We start from the raw sequence: 16,670 nt of genomic DNA, 5'->3' as shown, positions 1-16,670 counted from the left end.
ACAACACGATGAATTCCCGAACCGCCGCTCCAAAGGGGCCTTCCGACGTCTTTGACGCCATGCACGACCTGCTGCATGTGTACAAGGCGCACATGGTGCGCACCATGGCGTCGGTGCACCCAGAGCTCACGCTCAACGAAGTGCGGGCGCTGATGTTCGTGGGCCGCCACCCGGGCGCCACGCAAAAGGAGCTGGTGTCCCACAGCGGTGCCGACAAGGCGCAGGTGGCGCGCATGGTGGGCATGCTGCAGGACAAGGGCTGGCTGGAGAGCGCGCCCAATGCCGAGGACAAGCGCAGCCGCTGTCTGAGCCTGAGCGCCCAGGGCTTGGCTCTGCACCAGGCGCTGCGCGAGGCCCGCCGCGGCGTGGCGGCCACGCTGCTGCAGGGCTGCGACAGCGCCACGCAGGCCCAGTTGCTGGCCTTGCTGGCGCAGGTGCGCAGCAGTGTCGATGCGCTGGGCGCTTCGGGGTGCGAGGAAGGCCGGCACGGCCGCCGCTGAGGGCCACCGCTAGTCGCAGGGGTATGCACCCGGCCCCGCATTGGCCACCCGGTGATCCAGTTAAAAATGTGCCCTGCCGCTGGTTGGATATGACTTTCACGCTATTCCAAAAAATAGCAATCGCCTCAACGCCCCTGAATCGCCCGCACCGCCTGTGGCAGGGACTGCACATCGGGCAGGAAGTGGTCGATGGTCGCGCCCAGTGCGACGGCGCAGATGAGCGCGCCAAGCAGCGGCTTCCAGGTCAGCCGCACGGCGGCGCCCAGCCAGCCCTCGCGCTCCACGCCCACTGCGGCGCGCGCCGTGGCCACCGAAAACGCGATCTCCACCGCCACGGTCAGCAGCACGTCCCAGCCGAAGAACAGCATGGCCAGCGAGCCCGCGCCCAGGATGAGCGCCGCGCCGATGAGAAAGATGGCCACCACCGGCACGACCACCACGGCCCCTTCGTCGGCACTGCCCAGCGCATCGGCCGCGCCGCTGGCCAGGTCGCCGAGCGCACTGCCGTCGCTGCCACTGCTGCTGCCGTAGTCCCCCGACGCACCGCCGCCGCCGAAGTTGCCGCCCCCTGTGCGCGGCATCGGCACATGGCCGCCACCGGACGGCGAGCCGCCGCCGGGCCAGGACAGGTCGGGCAGGTCCACGTTGGCATCGACGCTGTCCTCTTCCTCCTCGCGCCTGCGCACCAGCCGCGCGGCCCAGGCCCGCAGCACCAGCAGGTACCCCAGGTAGCCGACAGACAGCGTCACCGCATACCGCAGCGCCAGCGACTCCACCCCCGCCAGCATCTGCACGTGCGAGGTGCACCACATGAGCAGCAGCGTGAAGCTGCCGATGAGCAGCCCGTGCAGCCGCAGGCTGTAGCGCTGCTGCAGGGTGCGCGCGACGCTGCCGTGCTGCGGCATGCGCACGGAGCGCCAGCTGGAGCCCTTTTTCGGCTGGTTGGGGTTGCCGTGATGGCTGCTGTTTTTGCTGCCATTGCTGCGGTCGCTGCGGGGAGTGGCCATACAAGGAAACGCGTCGTGAAGGTGGAGGCAGGGCCTGCCGCAGTCCCGATGCAGGACCGCCGCAGGCGCTGGACTGGTGCTGCGGTGTTTTCTTCTTTGCTTTTGCTTTTGCTTTTGCTTTTGCTTTTGCTTTTGCTTCTTGCTGCGCAGCGGCGCCCATTTCACACCACTTTCATGCCGTGCCGGCGCTCCGCCCTGCCCGGCCAGCGGCAGGGCCCGTGAACTTGTCGACGAATCCGCGTGCCACAGCCCGCGGGCGGTGCCGGCAGGACCGGGCGTCAGCGTTCGCCGTCCACCGCCACCGGCACACGCTGGGCCAGCGCGCACATCAGCTCGTACCCCACCGTCCCGGCAGCGCGCGCCACCTCGTCGATCGGCAGGATTGCGCCGTTGCTGGCCTGGCCCCACAGCGTGACCTCGGTGCCGAAGCCCACCGGCATGCCGCGCTCGACCAGCGGCGTGAGGTCCACCGTGACCATGTCCATGCTCACGCGGCCCACGAGCTGCGTGCGCACGCCGCCCACCAGCACGGGCGTGCCGGTGTCGCAGTGGCGCGGGTAGCCGTCGGCATAGCCGCAGGCCGCCACGCCGATGGTGAGCGGCCCTTCGGCCGTGAAGCGCGATCCGTAACCCACGGTGTCACCCTTTTGCAGCTGCTGCACAGCCAGCAGGCGGGTGGACAGCGTCATGGTGGGCGCGAGCTGCCAGTGCGCGGCATCGTTTTCGGGGAAGTCCGGCGCGCTGCCGTACAGCACGATGCCGGCCCGCGCCCAGTCCGAGCGCAGGCGCGCGTCGCCGTGGTGGCGCAGCGTGGCCGCGCTGTTGGCCAGGCTGCGCTCGCCGGGCAGGTCCTGCGTGGTCTGGTTGAACACGTCGATCTGGTGGCCGATGCCGCGGGGGCCGTCGGCATCGCTGAAGTGGGTCATGACCGAGATCTCGTCCACCTGCGTGAGCGCATCGAGCCGCGCCCAGGCCGCTCGGTAGCGCTGGGACGTGAAGCCCAGGCGGTTCATGCCGGAGTTCATCTTGAGGAACACGCGGTGCGGCACCTGCGTCTTGTGCGCGGCCAGCATGTCGATCTGCTCGTCGCAATGCACGGCGTGCCACAGCGACAGGCGCGAACACAGCTCCAGGTCGCGCGGCTCGAACACGCCTTCGAGCAGCAGGATGGGCCCGCGCCAGCCCAGCTGGCGTACCCGCTCGGCCTCGCCCAGGTCCAGCAGCGCAAAGCCGTCGGCGCTGCGCAGGCCCTCGAACACCCGCTCGATGCCGTGCCCATAGGCATTGGCCTTGACCACCGCCCAGACCTTGGCGTCGGGGACCGACTGGCGCACGCGCTCCAGGTTCTGGTGCAGGGCGGCGGTGTGGATGGTGGCTGTGATGGGACGTGGCATGGAAAAGGACATGATGGAGCGAGGGATTTACCGGGGAATACGCGAAGGATTCTGGCATCGTGGCCGTTTATCCGCGTGATATAACCGCCTGTCACTTGCCAGGGTTCCCCACTTTTAACAGGGCATCAGCCGAACTGATGCACCCAACAGCCATTCGATGAAGCGCGGTTTCTACACCATCATGTCGGCGCAGTTTTTCAGCTCGCTGGCCGACAACGCACTTTTCGTCGCCGCCGTGGAACTCCTGCGCTCAGAGGGCGCCCCGGAATGGCAGCGCGCTGCGCTGGTTCCCATGTTCGCGCTGTTCTATGTGGTGCTGGCGCCGTTCGTGGGCGCCTTTGCCGACGCCCTGCCCAAGGGCAAGGTGATGTTCGTCAGCAATGCCATCAAGGTGGTGGGCTGCCTGATGATGCTGTTCGGCTCGCACCCGCTCATCGCCTACGCGGTGGTGGGCCTGGGCGCCGCAGCGTATTCCCCCGCCAAGTACGGCATCCTCACCGAGCTGCTGCCCGCGTCGCAGCTGGTCAAGGCCAATGGCTGGATCGAGGGGCTCACCATCGCATCGATCATCCTGGGCGTGCTGTTTGGCGGCCAATTGGTGGGCCAGCACCTGTCGGCCATGCTGCTGGGTTTTGACTTCCCCTTCATCAGCACCGGCGTGGACACTCCGGCCGAATCGGCCATCGCTGCGCTGATCGCGGTGTACGCACTGGCCGCGTGGTTCAACACCCGCATTCCGCACACCGGGGTGGAGATGCGCCCCATGCGCTCCGACCCATCGCGCGGCGTGCTGTCGAACGCGCTCAGCCTGCTGCCGGACTTCTGGGCCTGCAACAGCCGCCTGTGGCGCGACAAGCTCGGCCAGATTTCGCTGTCCACCACCACGCTGTTCTGGGGCGCGGGCGGCAATCTCAAGTTCATCGTGCTGGCGTGGGCCGCCGTGGCACTGGGCTACAACACCACGCAGGCCTCGGCCCTCACGGGCGTGGTCGCCATCGGCACCGCCGTGGGCGCAGTGGTCGCGTCGATGCGCATGCGCCTGGATGTCGCCACCAAGGTGATCCCGCTGGGCATTGCGATGGGGCTGCTGCTGATCCTGATGGTGTTCATCAACAACATCTGGGTGGCGATACCGTTTCTCATCGTGCTGGGCGGCCTGGGCGGCTACCTGGTCGTTCCCATGAACGCACTGCTGCAGCACCGGGGCCACAACCTGATGGGCGCGGGCCGCTCCATCGCCGTGCAGAACTTCAACGAGCAGGCCTGCATCCTGGCACTGGGCGCGTTCTACAGCCTGTCGCTCAAGCTCGGCCTGTCGGTGTTTGGCGCCATCACCGCGTTCGGCCTGGTGGTGGCGGGCGTGATGTGGCTGATCCGGCGCTGGCACCAGAGCAACTGCATCCACCACCGCGAAGAGGTGGAGCACTTGCTGCACATTGCGCGGCACGACGCGCATCACTGAGAAGCCCCCCTGAGCGGCTGCGCCGCTTCCCCCGGAGGGGGACGCACCCCCTGGACTGGCGGAGCCAGATCCACGGGTGCACTGGTTTTTAGGGCGCGCCAGTTTTTGAGGGCGTGTCGCTTACTATAAATTTCATAGCTGCTTGCGCTTATCTGTTGTGCGGTAGCGGCCAATTTTCCTCTCATGCCATCGCGCCTGCCCTTTGCTGCCCTGCTGTTCAACGCTTTTGTCTGGGGGCTGGCGTGGTGGCCGTTTCAGCACATGCACCGGGCGGGGCTGCATCCGCTGTGGGCCACGGCGTTCATGTATGCGGTGGTGCTGATGGGGCTTCTCGTCTGGCGGCCGGGCATTCTGGCGCAGGTGCGGGCGCATCCTGAGTTGTGGCTGCTGGCGCTGAGTTCGGGCTTGAACAATGTGGCGTTCAACTGGGCCGTGACCATTGGCGATGTGGTGCGCGTGATCCTGCTGTTCTATCTGATGCCCGCCTGGGCGGTGCTGCTGGCCTGGAGGATTCTGGGCGAGCGGCCCACGACGTCGGCGCTGCTGCGCCTGGCCTTGGCCTTCACCGGCGTGGTGCTGGTGCTGCTGCCCGAGGGGGCGCCCGCTGAGCGGCTGCTGCAGAACCTGTCGCTGGCCGACGGCCTGGCGTTGCTGGGCGGGTTCATGTTCGCGCTCACCAACGTGACGCTGCGCCGCCTGCACGCGGTGCCCGGGCCGGCACGCATGTTCTCGATGTTCGGCGGCTGCATGCTGATGGCGCTGGCCGTGGCCTGCGTGGGGCTGCAGGTGGGCGTGGTCGACCCGTTCCCGGCGGTGAACAGCACCTGGCTCATCACCGCCGTGCTGTTGGCCGGCGTGCTCATGCTGGGCAACTGGGCCCTGCAGTTCGGCGCCGCGCGCCTGGCGGCCGGCACCACGGCGCTGGTGATGCTGTCGGAGGTAATGTTCGCCAGCGTGTCATCGGCCCTGCTGGGCGCCGCCACCCTCACGCCCCGCACGGTGGTGGGCGGCGCGTTGATCCTGCTGGCATCGCTGCTGGCGGCACTGCAGTTCCGCCGGCCCGGCGCGGCGCCGCACTGAAAGAACTACCATGGTGCGTCTTCCTTCCACCCTCAGGAGCCTGCGCCATGCCCGACCACAGCATCTACGACTTTGAAGCCCAGCAGATGAACGGCCAGACCGTGCCGCTATCGCAGTACAAGGGCAAGGTGCTGCTGATCGTGAACACGGCCAGCGCCTGCGGCTTCACGCCCCAATTCGGCGGCCTCGAAGAACTGCACAAGCAGTACGCCGACAAAGGCCTGGTGGTGCTCGGCTTTCCGTGCAACCAGTTCGGCAGCCAGGACCCGGGCAGCAACGACGAAATCGCTAGCTTCTGCCAACTGAACTACGGCGTGAGCTTTCCGATGATGGCCAAGATCGATGTGAACGGCGCCAACGCCTCCCCACTGTACCAATGGCTCTCCGCCGAAGCCCCCGGCCTGCTGGGCAGCAAGGCCATCAAGTGGAACTTCACCAAGTTCCTCGTCGGCAAGGATGGGCGGGTGATACGGCGGTATGCGCCGCAAGATGCGCCCAAGAAGCTGGCGGGGGATATCGAGGCGGCGCTGGCTTGAGCCGGGCCATGGCGCTCGACCCCTCCGTGGCCAGGGCACAAAGCAGGATGTGCTGCAGATAGCGAACTCGACTCCAATTCAGTTACCGAATGATGCGGGCTGTAGGATTTTGTGAAAGCTGAATCAAGCGGTTGCCAATCGGTCGGTTGACTTCAAAACAGCAAGCATCTGCAGCGACACTCGGCGTCGTTTCAGGGTGACGCAGAGCACCCACCGCATGTTCTGCTGCTTGGGAGACCTTCCTTCATGTCCGCATCCGCTTGGTGGCGCGCTTGCTTGTTCACGGCGTCGTTCGCATCGGCCTGCGCCTCACAGGCCCATGACTTTGTGACCATTGCCCCGACGGCGTGCCTGCCGGTGGAGCAAGGCATGGGCTTACCCGCAGACATGACGCCCTACCGCGCAGCGGTCCGCGTCTGCAACATTGCACGCCAGTCCGGCCCGTCCGCTGCGGTGGCCAAGGTGCGATTGCTCAGTGTCTTCACCGACGACTATTACAAGAGCCTGCCGGCGGACGCACCCTGGCAGAACTTTCCGCTGCCGATGCTCATTGACGAGACCGGACGGTGCCTGGGCCGCATTGCCCACCTCTTTCCGGTAGACCCCCCGCAGGAACTCACCATCAGCGCCGGGCGTTGGCAGCGCGGTGTGCCGCACGAGCTGCGCTTGGCCGTGAAATCCCCCGCGGTCGGCGGCGATGCCACGCTTCCCAGCCTGCACTGGAATCCCCGCTCCGGCGGCTATGCCGCCAAGAACACCCACCCCTCTCAGGACAAAACCTCGTGCCCACCGACGTCGTAGACACCGCGCCATCCGTCAGCAAGCTCAAGCAGGCCTGCGACTCCGCCTATGCGCTGTACCCCAACTCCTGCAGCCATGCCGTCTGGCATGTCATCAAGCAGTACCTGCCCAACCAGGCCTGGCTGAGCGCCAACGCGCTCGTCGAGCACATGCGAGGACATGCGCACTGGAAGATCGTGCCAGCAGGACAGGTGGGGCGCTTGGCGCGCGAGGGTGTCCTCGTTGTGGGCGGAAAGTCAGAGGCGTCCAACGGACACGTGATCGTTGTGTACCCCGGGCCCGACACCACGGCCGGCGGCTACACCTACACCCGCGAAGGCAAGTCAGAAACCCTGCGCACCCGGGGCAGCTACGCGCCGGCGATGTCCACGTCCCTGGGATCGTGGCCCGGCGCCAAGAGCCGGGGCGACAAGACCATCTGGGACCCCTGGGCCAACGACGCCAAGTTTGCGCAGGTCACCTTCTGGCAACTGGTGCAGTGAGCCGGGCCGGGGCCTGGGTCCGGCGGTGCCACGGCGCAAGCGCTCGCCTTGGCTGGCCGCCGCGCCCACTGAGCCTGTCGCGAGGGGCGGCAATCCCGTACCGTGGCAGCGCTGCAAACAGCTTGGGGCACCACCGCACAAAACACCAGCGGGACCATGGCATCACGGCGCCAAGTTGCAGCGCACGACGGTACCTGTGCTCGCATCTTTTCCTTTGTTCTCTTTGATAGGTATGTTCATGCTTCACACACGCTTTGTTCCCTGGGGTCTGCTCACCGCGGCAGCGCTGCTCCTGGCCGGTTGCGCAGAGACACCGGCGCCCGCGCCTGAACCCGAAGTCACAGCCGCAACGCCCGCGGCGGAGCCACCACCACCTCCGCCCGAAGCAGCGCCCGCACCCGCCCCGGAAGAGCCGCGCCTGCCCGCCGACGGCATCGTCGCTGAGTTCAAACCGACGCAGGTGAAACTGTCGCCCGAAACCCAGGCCATCCTGACCCGCCTGGCGTCCACGCGGGAGCCCAATGAACGCCTGGAGATCACTGGGTACTGCCACCGGAAGGACGCCCCCGTGGACGCACGCGAAATCGCATTGATGCGCGCCATGGCAGTGCGCAATGAACTTATCAAGCAAGGCGTACCCGCCAAGTCGATCCGCGTGAAGTTCAACACGACACAGGCCCTGCACGCGGTCAAGATCACGGCAAAGTAAGAGGCCGGGTGCGCTGCGGGCCACAGCGCTGCAGCACGAAGGTTCTCGTGGCCGATCGCGCAAGGGGTCCATGCACGCTCAGCCGATTGCACCCGACGGATGCATGCTCTGCGGCGGTTCTCGCCGGCCTTCGGACCACCCTGACCTAACTGCCTGCCACAGGACTGAGTTGTGGAGACCGCCCCTACCACGCTGCGGGCAGATCCGGCTCGGTATTCGTCAGGCAAGCGCGCTGCATCGGCGCCGCGCTGAGCACGAATCGTGCCGCCCCTGACTACACCTCAGCGCCAGCGCGTCCGGGGGTCAGCCGCAGCTCGCGTCCATCTGCGCGCAGCGCTCCTTGAATTGATGTGCTGGGGAAGAGGCCGCCCCCTTTCCGGCGTCCGCCAGCAACCGTAGTTGGACTCGCTCTCTAGCTGAAAACGACACCGAACACCACCGCCACCAAGATCAAGACGCCTGCGGCGATCCACCCGGACTTCTGGTCCAACCCACCCACTTCGCGCAGCGCTGCATCACGCTCCGGCCCAGCCAGCCCCTGCGCATCGATGCGGCGGATGCAATGGGCCATCCAGCGCAGGTAGGTGTTCTTGTGGGTGAACGACACAAGAATCGCAACCCCCAACGCCCTGGCCGCACCGCTCTCGCCCGGAAACGCGAGATTCAAGACCAGCAACGCCAGCAACAGCATGGCCGCCAGCGGGTACATGCGCCTGGACACAGCCCAGCTCACGCCCAGAAAGGGAATGCCCGTCCAGCACGGGCTGAAATGGGCAAACACACCTTTCTTTTCGGTGCTGGTGACCCGGTCCCACAGCGCCCGATATTTATCGGCATTTGGGCCGATGGCGGTTTCCATGTCCTGCCAAGAGATTCCAGTCCAGTCCGTCTTGGCATTGAGTGTGGCTTTAAATTGTTCTGCGAGGGATTCAGAAAAATTCAGATGGGATTTACTGGTCAAAAATTACTCCTGGGGGGCTTATGAAATTCAAGATCGAAGCACTGGCAAAAATTTCGACACGGTCCATTGATCGTGGCCGTTTTCAAAATGACTTTGACTCGGAAATTATATCAGCCATATGCTTGTGATCTTCGAATGCTAAATTCACACCCCATCTGCACTGATTGCATCGGGATGCCTCACCCATGAGAACGTTGCCACCCCATTCAGATTTATGACATGCAGGACTCGATGTCAGCCGAAAGAATGGGCACAGATTCTGCCAAGGCGACGTCAATCCGATTCAAATTGAAGAATGGCATCGGCAAGCAATCTGGCACGGAAGTATCGTAGGGGTTAATGGCTTTTGCAACACAGAGGTCAACCTTGACGACCCCTCCCGCGCCATTCAATTTTAATTTTGGCCAAGTGCCTTGAGACTCAGTATCCCACCCCTTCAATGCAGTTCCAGGCACGATGGATATCTCTTTGATTTTTTCTTGAAAAACATAGGATCCACTTTGGCACACAGGTAATCCTGCAGTAAAAGACATACTGACCTCATCACTATCAAGTGAGTTGATCATATAAACCCACGGAGTTATCCCCCAACAAAGGATCATCAATCCAGCATGGAAGAGTTCATTTGCAATCTCGGTAGTTGTGAAACTGTGCAAAAGATCGTGTTTTCCTCGCCCTAGTCTTTCGACGATAAAATTATTAAACAGCGCTTCATCCATGCCAACGAAGCCCAGTTGATCATAGCTTTCGTAAATGAATTGACTTGCTTCCAGACTTGGAGTCGCGACACTTTTTCTTTTGCAGAAGGTTAGATGAATAAAGATTATTTCGGAGTACGCGACCCCTCTCTTCTCATACTCCTCGCTTGTGCAATTCATACCAATCAATGGCACATATCGAGACGCAGAGACATGCAAGTCAAAGCTCCCACCACGCTTAACTGTCAATGGCAAATCGACATCTGCAGTCAGATTGGAAAACGCAATATCCGCCTGCAAATCAACCTCATAATTTCGATAGTAGACCGGACTACCCTTAATATATTTTCTACTACTTTCCAACAACGAATCAACGCATTCAATGATCAATACGCATCTATAGTCAAAATCAAAAAGATTCAGAAAGCCAAATATATCAACAAATTCCATTCGCCCGCCACGCAAAATATCCAATCGCGCTTCAGACAAGTGTTTAGATGATTGATAGAAATAGCTAATAATTTCCATTTTTTACATCGGCTTTTTGGAATGCATCACCGCACCGGAATATTTTATAGTACAGCCCAACGTCCATGTCTAGATACTTTCAAAACATCGCCAGGTCCTACTGGAGTGATGCGGTATCGCTCCCCTATTGATACCGGGTTGGCCAGCTGTGCCGAATCTCTTCCCAGCCCGTGCTGCCCATAGCGTGCCAAGCTGCCACTGTAATAGCTCAGCTTGTTTGGCACCGACGTTTCCATCCCCGTCTTAATCAACCGTGTGTCTCTAACGAAAAAGAAACGTTCTGCATAACGTGAGACTTATATATTCAAGAATATCGACCTATTTTTCATGGTCATATCCAAGGTCGAATACAAAACAAAACCCTTAATTTTATTTATTTTAATTTTATCCACAAGCGTTTTGCTTACAACCAACTCCCTGGGCATTTCAGCGCAAATGGCGATATCCAAACCGCCCATTTCATCATAGAGAACCTGATAGTCGAAATCATACTGCGGATTATTCAAATCAAAATTAGAAATATAATATTCACTGACAGCCATATTTGTGCAACCAACTTTGTTTAGCGCATTAATTGCGTAAAACCCACCCACAGGTTGACCTCCACACTCCCCCGGGATATCCCCTTGCGTTTTTTTTCCCGGTTGCTGCTGGGGTCGGCCAGCCGTGTCAAAGCTCTGCCACTCCTCACGGACCGTGCTGCCCCACGTGGTGTACTGCGCCCGCCACACCAGGTTGCCGCTGTTGTCGCTCAGCTCCTCCGGTAGCCCATTGGGCTGGGTGTGGAAGTAATACACCTGGGCGATGTCTTCGCCACCGGCGCCTTCTCGCACATTCGGTGTGCTTGACCCGCCGGGCTCGTCGTTGGCAGCAGCAGCGACGTTGAACCGATCTGCCCACTGTGGGTTGGTCGTGGGCACGCTGCCTTGCTTGCCTTGTTCCGCATCTCCCCCCAGGATGCGCGCCAGCGGCACGTAGCTGCCGGGCTCGTAGATGTAGGTGCTCGTCTGTGCGCCTCTGCTTTCCTGCAGCAGCCGCATTCCCTCCCACGTGAATGCAGTCGTGCCAAAGCTGTCTGTCTTCGCGATGCGCCTGTCCAAGGCGTCGTACTGGTAGCTGAAGACCTGGCTTTGCGGCTGGCCGTCTTTGCCTGCCCCTAGCTTTGCGAATATTCGCAAACAGTACTGCCTTAGGTGGTGCACTTCGCTTGCCACACCAAATTTCCGCTGAAGTCGCTCAGCTCTTCTGCAGCCCATTGGGCTGCCTGTGAAAGTGGTACTCCTTGGCAGTGTCTTCGCCGCCATGGCCTCTCACACATTTGCTCTGTTTGACCCGCCGGCTCGTTGTTAGCCGCAACAGCCATATTAAACCAGCCCGATTACTACAGCTTGGTCTTGTGCACGCTGCCTTGTTCTGCATCTCGTCCCAGATGAACGAAGTGGCGCCAAAGCCGTCGGGCTTGGCTATGCGTCTGCCACAGCTACAGCCGTAGTGGAAAATCTCTCTATTCAATCCGACTCCGCATAAATATTTTCTTTGTGCTGAATGCACAGATCAATAAATTTTATTATTTCAAACGCCAGAGATTTTTCCGACAAGTCATTCACGAGTCCGAGGATTTCTTTTTTAAAATCGTCTAATTCACCATAACTAATTGTTGAATCCTCGTAGTAGTCTGATATTTTATGCAACGTAGGGAATTTTTTAGCGGGATTTGCGAGTGCAAATATTTCACCATGCAATGATTCATGCATTGAAATAAATCTCTGAGTGCCATTCAAATCTCTTTTATTTTTTGCAGCAACCAAATCTAATGACATATAAGGTCCATGTTAATCAGATGGAAATGAAGTAACTACGTTGCCGTGCCTGTCGGTTACAACCGTAATTTTAGTTTGATCTTTTGAAACGCCAGTCTGAGGGTCTGTTTTTGAACCCACTTTTTGCTTGTGGTCCAATTCATATTTAGTACGGCCATTTTTCTGGGGCGTCGCTTTTCCATGCTTGACCGTTTTCTCAATTGCTTTCTTTAAGTTCCCTTCCTTGCCCAATTCAAACTTGCTTTTATGAGCCCATCTGGGCTTTGTAGTCAGGACGTGTCTTTCCTTAACATGCTTCCAACCCTTTTTCGTCCAATTTGGTCCGCATGCCCATCCCCAAGGATCAATCCAGTTGATCGGATTCGGCGCATACTGATGCAGATTGAATCCGCCATTGAGCCCAATCGGGTCCGGCGTAGTAAACGCCCCCAAGTCCGCATCGTAGTACCGGAACGTGTTGTAGTGCAGCCCCGTCTCTCTGTCCAGGTACTGCCCCTGCATCCGCAGGTTCTGCTGCAGTGATGCCGTCTGGCTTTCGAGTTGTTGTTGGGGTCGGCCTGCCGTGTCAAAGCTCTGCCACTGTTCACTGACCGTGCTGCCCCACGTGGTGTACTGCGCCCGCCACACCAGGTTGCCGCTGTTGTCGCTCAGCTCTTCCGGCAACCCATTGGGCTGGGTGTGGAAGTAATACACCTGGGCGACGTCTTCGCCACCCGCGCCTTGTCGCACATTCGGTGTGTTTGACCCGCCGGGCTCGTCGTTGGCAGCAGCAGCGACGTTGAACCGGTCCGCCCACTGCGGGTTGGTGATGGGCACGCATGCGCGCCAGCGGCACGTAGCTGCCGGGCTCGTAGATGTAGGTGCTCGTCTGTGCGCCTCTGCTTTCCTGCAGCAGCCGCATTCCCTCCCACGTGAACACTGTCGTGCCAAAGCTGTCCGTCTTGGCGATGCGCCTATCCAGGGCGTCGTACTGGTAGCTGAAGACTTGGCTTTGCGGCTGGCCGTCTTTGCCTGCCCGCACCACCGCCACCTGGGTCAGCCTGTGCTGGTGGTCGTAGCGGTAGTGCTGTTCGGTGTGGCTGCCTATGCGCTTTCTGATCAGGCGGCCAAAGCCGTCGTAGTCGTAGCGCTTGTCCTGTAGGACCTTGACCCGGTTGTTTTGCACCCAGCCTCTGCCTTGGCTGCTGAGATTGCTTTCTTCCAGTGCGTTGATGCGGTTGCCCGCCAGGTCGTAGTGGAAGTGTTCGTTGCGCTCGGGCTGTGTGGCATGCGTGTGGGTGATGCGCCCACCCTGATCGTACTGGTGCCTTGTCTGGCCTTGCTGGCTGTGCTCGACGCTGGTGAGCTCGCCATTCTTGTCGTAGCCGTAGCGCTTGAGCAGTGTGTCTTCTGGGTTCTGTCGCTGCAGGCGTTGGGTCCAGTCGCCGCCGTAGGGGCTCCACCGGCTGTCGGCACGTTGGTCACTGCCGATGCCATGGCCCACACGCAGCATGGCAGGGCGAACCCAAGTGGCGGCTTTGCGACCTACGGGGTCGTAGGCAAAGCGGCTGGCCAGGCGGCCCTGCGTGCGCAGAACTTCGCGATGCAGGTCGTCGCGCTCGATGTCAGCCAGGACTGCGCCGTCCAGGTTGATCTGGTGCAGATGGCCGCTGCCGTAGTACAGGTGGTTGAGCGTGCGCCCGTCCGGCAGTGTGGTGCCGGTGCGGTTGCCCAACGCGTCGTATTCGTAGTGCAGCACGGTGCTGCGCTGCTGGCCTTGCACGGTGTGCTCAGCGGTCTCTTGCAACACCTGTCCCAGCTTGTCGTACTGCCAACTGTGCCGAGACTGGGGCTCTCCCTGCGGGTTGCTTTGCAGGGCTTGATGCAGATCGCCTGTCGGGGTGTAGGCGTAGTCGATGCAGGTTTGCAGCTCGGGCAGTTGGGCCTCTGTTGTGCCGGTGCCAGCGCCAGGCAAATAGATTTTTTTCTGGATGAGCTGACCCGCAGCGTCTCGCACCAGTTGCGTATGGATCGGCTTCACATCGGCATGCCCTGGCACGGCATCGCCCATGCCCATAGACATGGGGTGTTCCGTCACGCCGACGACCTGGCCTGCAGCATCATGGTGCAGCACTTGGCGGGTACCGTCGATGCGGGTTTCCATCAGCAGCCGGTCGGCCGCGTCGTAGGTGAATTGGTAGGCTTGGCGGTTTTCGTTGACCAGTACGGCAAGGCGTCTTGCAGAGTCATAGCCGAGCTGGATGTTGCTGCTGAAGCTGCCAATCGCTTTGCTGCGCCCGGTGAGTTGACCGCGCAGGTTGTAGCTGTAGCTGGTGCTGTGGCCTAGGGCATCCTGTGCAAGCACGCACTGCCCCGACGGGTCATAGCGGTAATGATGTGCGGCCCCATCGGGCAGCGTCAGTGTCAGCAGCCTTCCCTGCGCGTCGTGCGTCAATGTGGTGGTGTGGCCCAGTGCATCAACCTCTTGGTGCAGGTAGCCGCGCTGGTCGTACGTGTAGCGTGTGGTTTTGCCACTGCAGTCCGTGTAACTGGTAAGCAGCCCGCGAACGTCCCAGGCCAGTTGCTTGCGTCCACCGTGTGCGTCAGTGATGACCAATGGCAAACCGCGCTCGTTGTTGGCGTACAACGTGGTATGCCCCAGGGGGTCGATTTCGGCAGTCAGGTTGCCGTCGTTGTCATAGTGATAGCGCCAGCTGGCACCAGCTGCATCGCTAGTGGCCAGAAGCAGACTGGCGGGGGCCGGGCTCCACTGGGTGCTCTCTGTACGACCCAGCGCATCGGTTGTCTGGATCAGATTGCCGGCCTCATCGTATGCGTAGGTGGTGGTCCGGCCCAACGGATCAGTGTGGCTCAGCAATTGCCTTGTGTCACTCCACGTCTGCGTGTATCGGTTACCCAGTGCGTCGGTGTAGGCGGTGATTTCGTGATCGGCATTCCAAGCCCAGGTGCGCGTGCGGATTTGGGCGCTCTCGCCTGAACCCAGCCGCTCTGTCACCGTCGTGGTGCCTGCCGCCAAGTCATACTGAAACTGATAATTTTCTCCGTCGTCTGTCCAGTGCTGTACAACGCGCGGATGAGGCCCTGATCTTTTTCCCAAGTTCTGAGAAAAATTTTGCCAGCGGTAGTGGCAGGTCAAGCCGGTCGAAAGGCGGTGCTGGGCCATCAGTCCGTCCGCATAACCAAACAGGCGCTGAATCTGACCGTCCCGACCAATCACTTCGGTCAGCTGACCCTGGCCGTCATAGCGATAGCGCGCCAGCACTTCGGGAATTTCTGGCACCTCATGCGCTGCGGTGTTGGCGCCCGTCACCAAACGGATTTGTGCGATGCGGTTCCCTTCGCCTTCGTAGTCGAAGGCGAGCAAACGGCCCGTGTTGTCGGCCAGATGGGTCAGCCGATGAAGTTCGTCGTAGCGTAGCGCCTGAAAATTGCTGTTGCGGTCTTCAATACGACGCAACGGAAGCACACGACTTCCCAGGCCCAAAACACAAGCGTCATCGGGCTTTCCAAACCACTGGTGGGTGCCGTCTGGCAGCACCACGAAGAAATCTCCGCCCTCGCTGCATAAGACTGCGATTCCTTCGGCCACGCTGTAGTGGCTTTCACCTGGCGCCGGCACCGGGTACTCAATGTCACGGCCATCGTCACCATAGTAGGTAACGGTGGGAATACCCTGCACATCGGTCCCAAGGTGCAACTCGGCCGTGTAAGGGCTGCTCCAGCCCTGACCGAAGTGAGTGCGCGAACGCAGGTCCAAGCTGTTGTACACCCGTTGAAAGACGACAGGCAAGCCACCAGGGAGTACGAAATCCAGGTCTTCGTCACCGGCGAGCAGCTTTGCTCCCGTCGCGATGTGAACCGGGTTGGCCACAATGTCCGCGATTTCATTCAACGACATTCCGGCCTGTACCATCTGAACGATACATTTCGCGTTCTTGAGAACTGCGCGTGGGTCTTTCAGCAGCTTTGGTAAGCACTTGAGGCTTTTGATCGCGCTGTAAATTCCATAGCCGATGATGGCGGCTCGCAGGAAGATGTTGCCTTCTGCGTCATATTTCCGAACGGTCGCGGGCGGGCCGCCGATGAAGACGTTGGGGGACCCTTCGTGGATGTAGGCTCCACATTCAACCTTGTCGTCCTTTCGGGCGGCAAGGGCATGGTTGATAAGCGTCTGCTCAGGGCGATCGGCGGCTCCCTGAGCAATGAAATTGGTTGGGCGACTTGTGTGTTTGCTGCAAATGACGCTGTCCAGCGGCATCGCATTGGTCGCGCGCGCGGCTTTCTTGCCGTTGATCTTGACGTTCTCTGACCCCGTGATGATCTTGCCAGTGACCGTGGGCGGGAATAGAAAATCGGCCGCCGCGGTTCCCAACGCTTGACCAGCCTGCATGCCGTAATGCGTCCCGGCAAGCGTTGCTGCAGCAGTAATCACCGGTGCAGCAGGCGCAGCAAAACCACCTGTAATAAAGGTCAGTCCTGCAGAAACAGCTCCGCCAATCGCGCCTCCTACAAAACCGCCCAACATGCCGCCACCCACCACCCCAGCCAATTGCAAAAGCATTCTTGCATTGGCACTCGTATGGGCAATGGGGTCGTCAATACGGGCCGCGGCGGGATAGGTGCTCATGAAGGAGGGAATGCACTAGGCTGTTGGATCAAGGCAGTAGCAAAAAGCCGGGGGCTGGAATCGGT

15 protein-coding genes are annotated in these 16,670 nt (G+C 60.8%); 7 read left to right on the top strand and 8 right to left on the bottom strand.

Translation table 11 applies throughout. The features are described from left to right. Positions 1 to 8: 8 nt before the first annotated feature. On the top strand, positions 9 to 500 hold the full coding sequence (locus ASF16_RS04535; protein ID WP_056163341.1) for a MarR family winged helix-turn-helix transcriptional regulator: 492 nt from the start codon (positions 9 to 11) through the stop codon (positions 498 to 500). A 125-nt stretch (positions 501 to 625) separates the two neighbouring features. Here the strand turns inward: ASF16_RS04535 and ASF16_RS04530 are convergent, their stop codons facing one another. Continuing rightward, positions 626 to 1,507: a hypothetical protein gene (locus tag ASF16_RS04530; protein ID WP_369817109.1), complete on the bottom strand. Its 882-nt coding sequence runs from the start codon at positions 1,505 to 1,507 to the stop codon at positions 626 to 628. 278 nt (positions 1,508 to 1,785) lie between these two features. After that, on the bottom strand, positions 1,786 to 2,901 hold the full coding sequence (gene alr, locus ASF16_RS04525; RefSeq protein WP_056163452.1) for an alanine racemase: 1,116 nt from the start codon (positions 2,899 to 2,901) through the stop codon (positions 1,786 to 1,788). A gap of 157 nt (positions 2,902 to 3,058) precedes the next feature. Between alr and lplT the strand changes: the two genes are divergently transcribed. The 6 genes from lplT to ASF16_RS04495 all read left to right on the top strand — a co-directional run bounded on the left by lplT (position 3,059) and on the right by ASF16_RS04495 (position 7,971). Then, positions 3,059 to 4,363: a lysophospholipid transporter LplT gene (gene lplT / locus ASF16_RS04520; RefSeq protein ID WP_056163338.1), complete on the top strand. Its 1,305-nt coding sequence runs from the start codon at positions 3,059 to 3,061 to the stop codon at positions 4,361 to 4,363. Positions 4,364 to 4,546: 183 nt separating this feature from the next. Beyond that, positions 4,547 to 5,443 (top strand): DMT family transporter, encoded by an 897-nt coding sequence (locus ASF16_RS04515; protein ID WP_056163335.1) that lies wholly within the window; start codon positions 4,547 to 4,549, stop codon positions 5,441 to 5,443. Positions 5,444 to 5,490: 47 nt separating this feature from the next. Continuing rightward, entirely contained in the window at positions 5,491 to 5,979 is a 489-nt protein-coding gene (locus tag ASF16_RS04510; RefSeq protein WP_056163333.1) for a glutathione peroxidase, read from the top strand. A 246-nt stretch (positions 5,980 to 6,225) separates the two neighbouring features. Next, entirely contained in the window at positions 6,226 to 6,780 is a 555-nt protein-coding gene (locus ASF16_RS04505) for a hypothetical protein (RefSeq protein WP_156371938.1), read from the top strand. Beyond that, on the top strand, positions 6,762 to 7,262 hold the full coding sequence (locus tag ASF16_RS04500) for a hypothetical protein (protein WP_056163327.1): 501 nt from the start codon (positions 6,762 to 6,764) through the stop codon (positions 7,260 to 7,262). Before ASF16_RS04505 ends, ASF16_RS04500 begins: the two co-directional genes overlap by 19 nt. A 238-nt stretch (positions 7,263 to 7,500) precedes the next feature. Further along, entirely contained in the window at positions 7,501 to 7,971 is a 471-nt protein-coding gene (locus tag ASF16_RS04495) for an OmpA family protein (RefSeq protein WP_156371937.1), read from the top strand. 412 nt (positions 7,972 to 8,383) lie between these two features. Here ASF16_RS04495 and ASF16_RS04490 read toward each other — a convergent pair whose 3' ends face one another. The 6 genes from ASF16_RS04490 to ASF16_RS04480 all read right to left on the bottom strand — a co-directional run bounded on the left by ASF16_RS04490 (position 8,384) and on the right by ASF16_RS04480 (position 16,605). Next, entirely contained in the window at positions 8,384 to 8,932 is a 549-nt protein-coding gene (locus ASF16_RS04490) for a hypothetical protein (RefSeq protein ID WP_056163322.1), read from the bottom strand. Positions 8,933 to 9,144: 212 nt separating this feature from the next. Further along, positions 9,145 to 10,158, bottom strand: a complete 1,014-nt coding sequence (locus tag ASF16_RS25905; RefSeq protein ID WP_156371936.1) for a hypothetical protein — start codon at positions 10,156 to 10,158, stop codon at positions 9,145 to 9,147. Between the two features lie 296 nt (positions 10,159 to 10,454). Beyond that, complete coding sequence (locus tag ASF16_RS04485; protein WP_162241053.1) at positions 10,455 to 11,336, bottom strand: RHS domain-containing protein; 882 nt, start codon at positions 11,334 to 11,336, stop codon at positions 10,455 to 10,457. A gap of 330 nt (positions 11,337 to 11,666) precedes the next feature. Further along, on the bottom strand, positions 11,667 to 11,978 hold the full coding sequence (locus tag ASF16_RS25900) for a hypothetical protein (RefSeq protein ID WP_156371935.1): 312 nt from the start codon (positions 11,976 to 11,978) through the stop codon (positions 11,667 to 11,669). Between the two features lie 12 nt (positions 11,979 to 11,990). After that, positions 11,991 to 12,641, bottom strand: coding sequence for an RHS repeat-associated core domain-containing protein (locus ASF16_RS25285; protein WP_200926865.1), 651 nt, complete (start codon positions 12,639 to 12,641; stop codon positions 11,991 to 11,993). Continuing rightward, the gene (locus tag ASF16_RS04480; RefSeq protein WP_082516743.1) at positions 12,562 to 16,605 is read right to left on the bottom strand and encodes a DUF6531 domain-containing protein; all 4,044 of its coding nucleotides are present in this window, start codon (positions 16,603 to 16,605) and stop codon (positions 12,562 to 12,564) included. The genes ASF16_RS25285 and ASF16_RS04480 overlap by 80 nt, the downstream gene beginning before the upstream one ends. Positions 16,606 to 16,670: the final 65 nt, after the last annotated feature.

It is taken from the genome of Acidovorax sp. Leaf78 (assembly GCF_001422735.1).
Lineage (GTDB): Bacteria > Pseudomonadota > Gammaproteobacteria > Burkholderiales > Burkholderiaceae_C > Acidovorax.
Note: the sequence above shows the minus strand (reverse complement) of the source record. Positions and strands in the feature narration are given on the sequence as shown.

What these genes read in the sequence shown, in the direction of transcription:
- ASF16_RS04535 (WP_056163341.1), top strand. Translation starts at nt 9, where the DNA reads ATGAATTCCCGAACCGCCGCTCCAAAGGGGCCTTCCGACGTCTTTGAC.
- ASF16_RS04530 (WP_369817109.1), bottom strand. Translation starts at nt 1,507, where the DNA reads ATGGCCACTCCCCGCAGCGACCGCAGCAATGGCAGCAAAAACAGCAGC.
- alr (WP_056163452.1), bottom strand. Translation starts at nt 2,901, where the DNA reads ATGCCACGTCCCATCACAGCCACCATCCACACCGCCGCCCTGCACCAG.
- lplT (WP_056163338.1), top strand. Translation starts at nt 3,059, where the DNA reads ATGAAGCGCGGTTTCTACACCATCATGTCGGCGCAGTTTTTCAGCTCG.
- ASF16_RS04515 (WP_056163335.1), top strand. Translation starts at nt 4,547, where the DNA reads ATGCCATCGCGCCTGCCCTTTGCTGCCCTGCTGTTCAACGCTTTTGTC.
- ASF16_RS04510 (WP_056163333.1), top strand. Translation starts at nt 5,491, where the DNA reads ATGCCCGACCACAGCATCTACGACTTTGAAGCCCAGCAGATGAACGGC.
- ASF16_RS04505 (WP_156371938.1), top strand. Translation starts at nt 6,226, where the DNA reads ATGTCCGCATCCGCTTGGTGGCGCGCTTGCTTGTTCACGGCGTCGTTC.
- ASF16_RS04495 (WP_156371937.1), top strand. Translation starts at nt 7,501, where the DNA reads ATGCTTCACACACGCTTTGTTCCCTGGGGTCTGCTCACCGCGGCAGCG.
- ASF16_RS25905 (WP_156371936.1), bottom strand. Translation starts at nt 10,158, where the DNA reads ATGGAAATTATTAGCTATTTCTATCAATCATCTAAACACTTGTCTGAA.
- ASF16_RS25900 (WP_156371935.1), bottom strand. Translation starts at nt 11,978, where the DNA reads ATGTCATTAGATTTGGTTGCTGCAAAAAATAAAAGAGATTTGAATGGC.
- ASF16_RS04480 (WP_082516743.1), bottom strand. Translation starts at nt 16,605, where the DNA reads ATGAGCACCTATCCCGCCGCGGCCCGTATTGACGACCCCATTGCCCAT.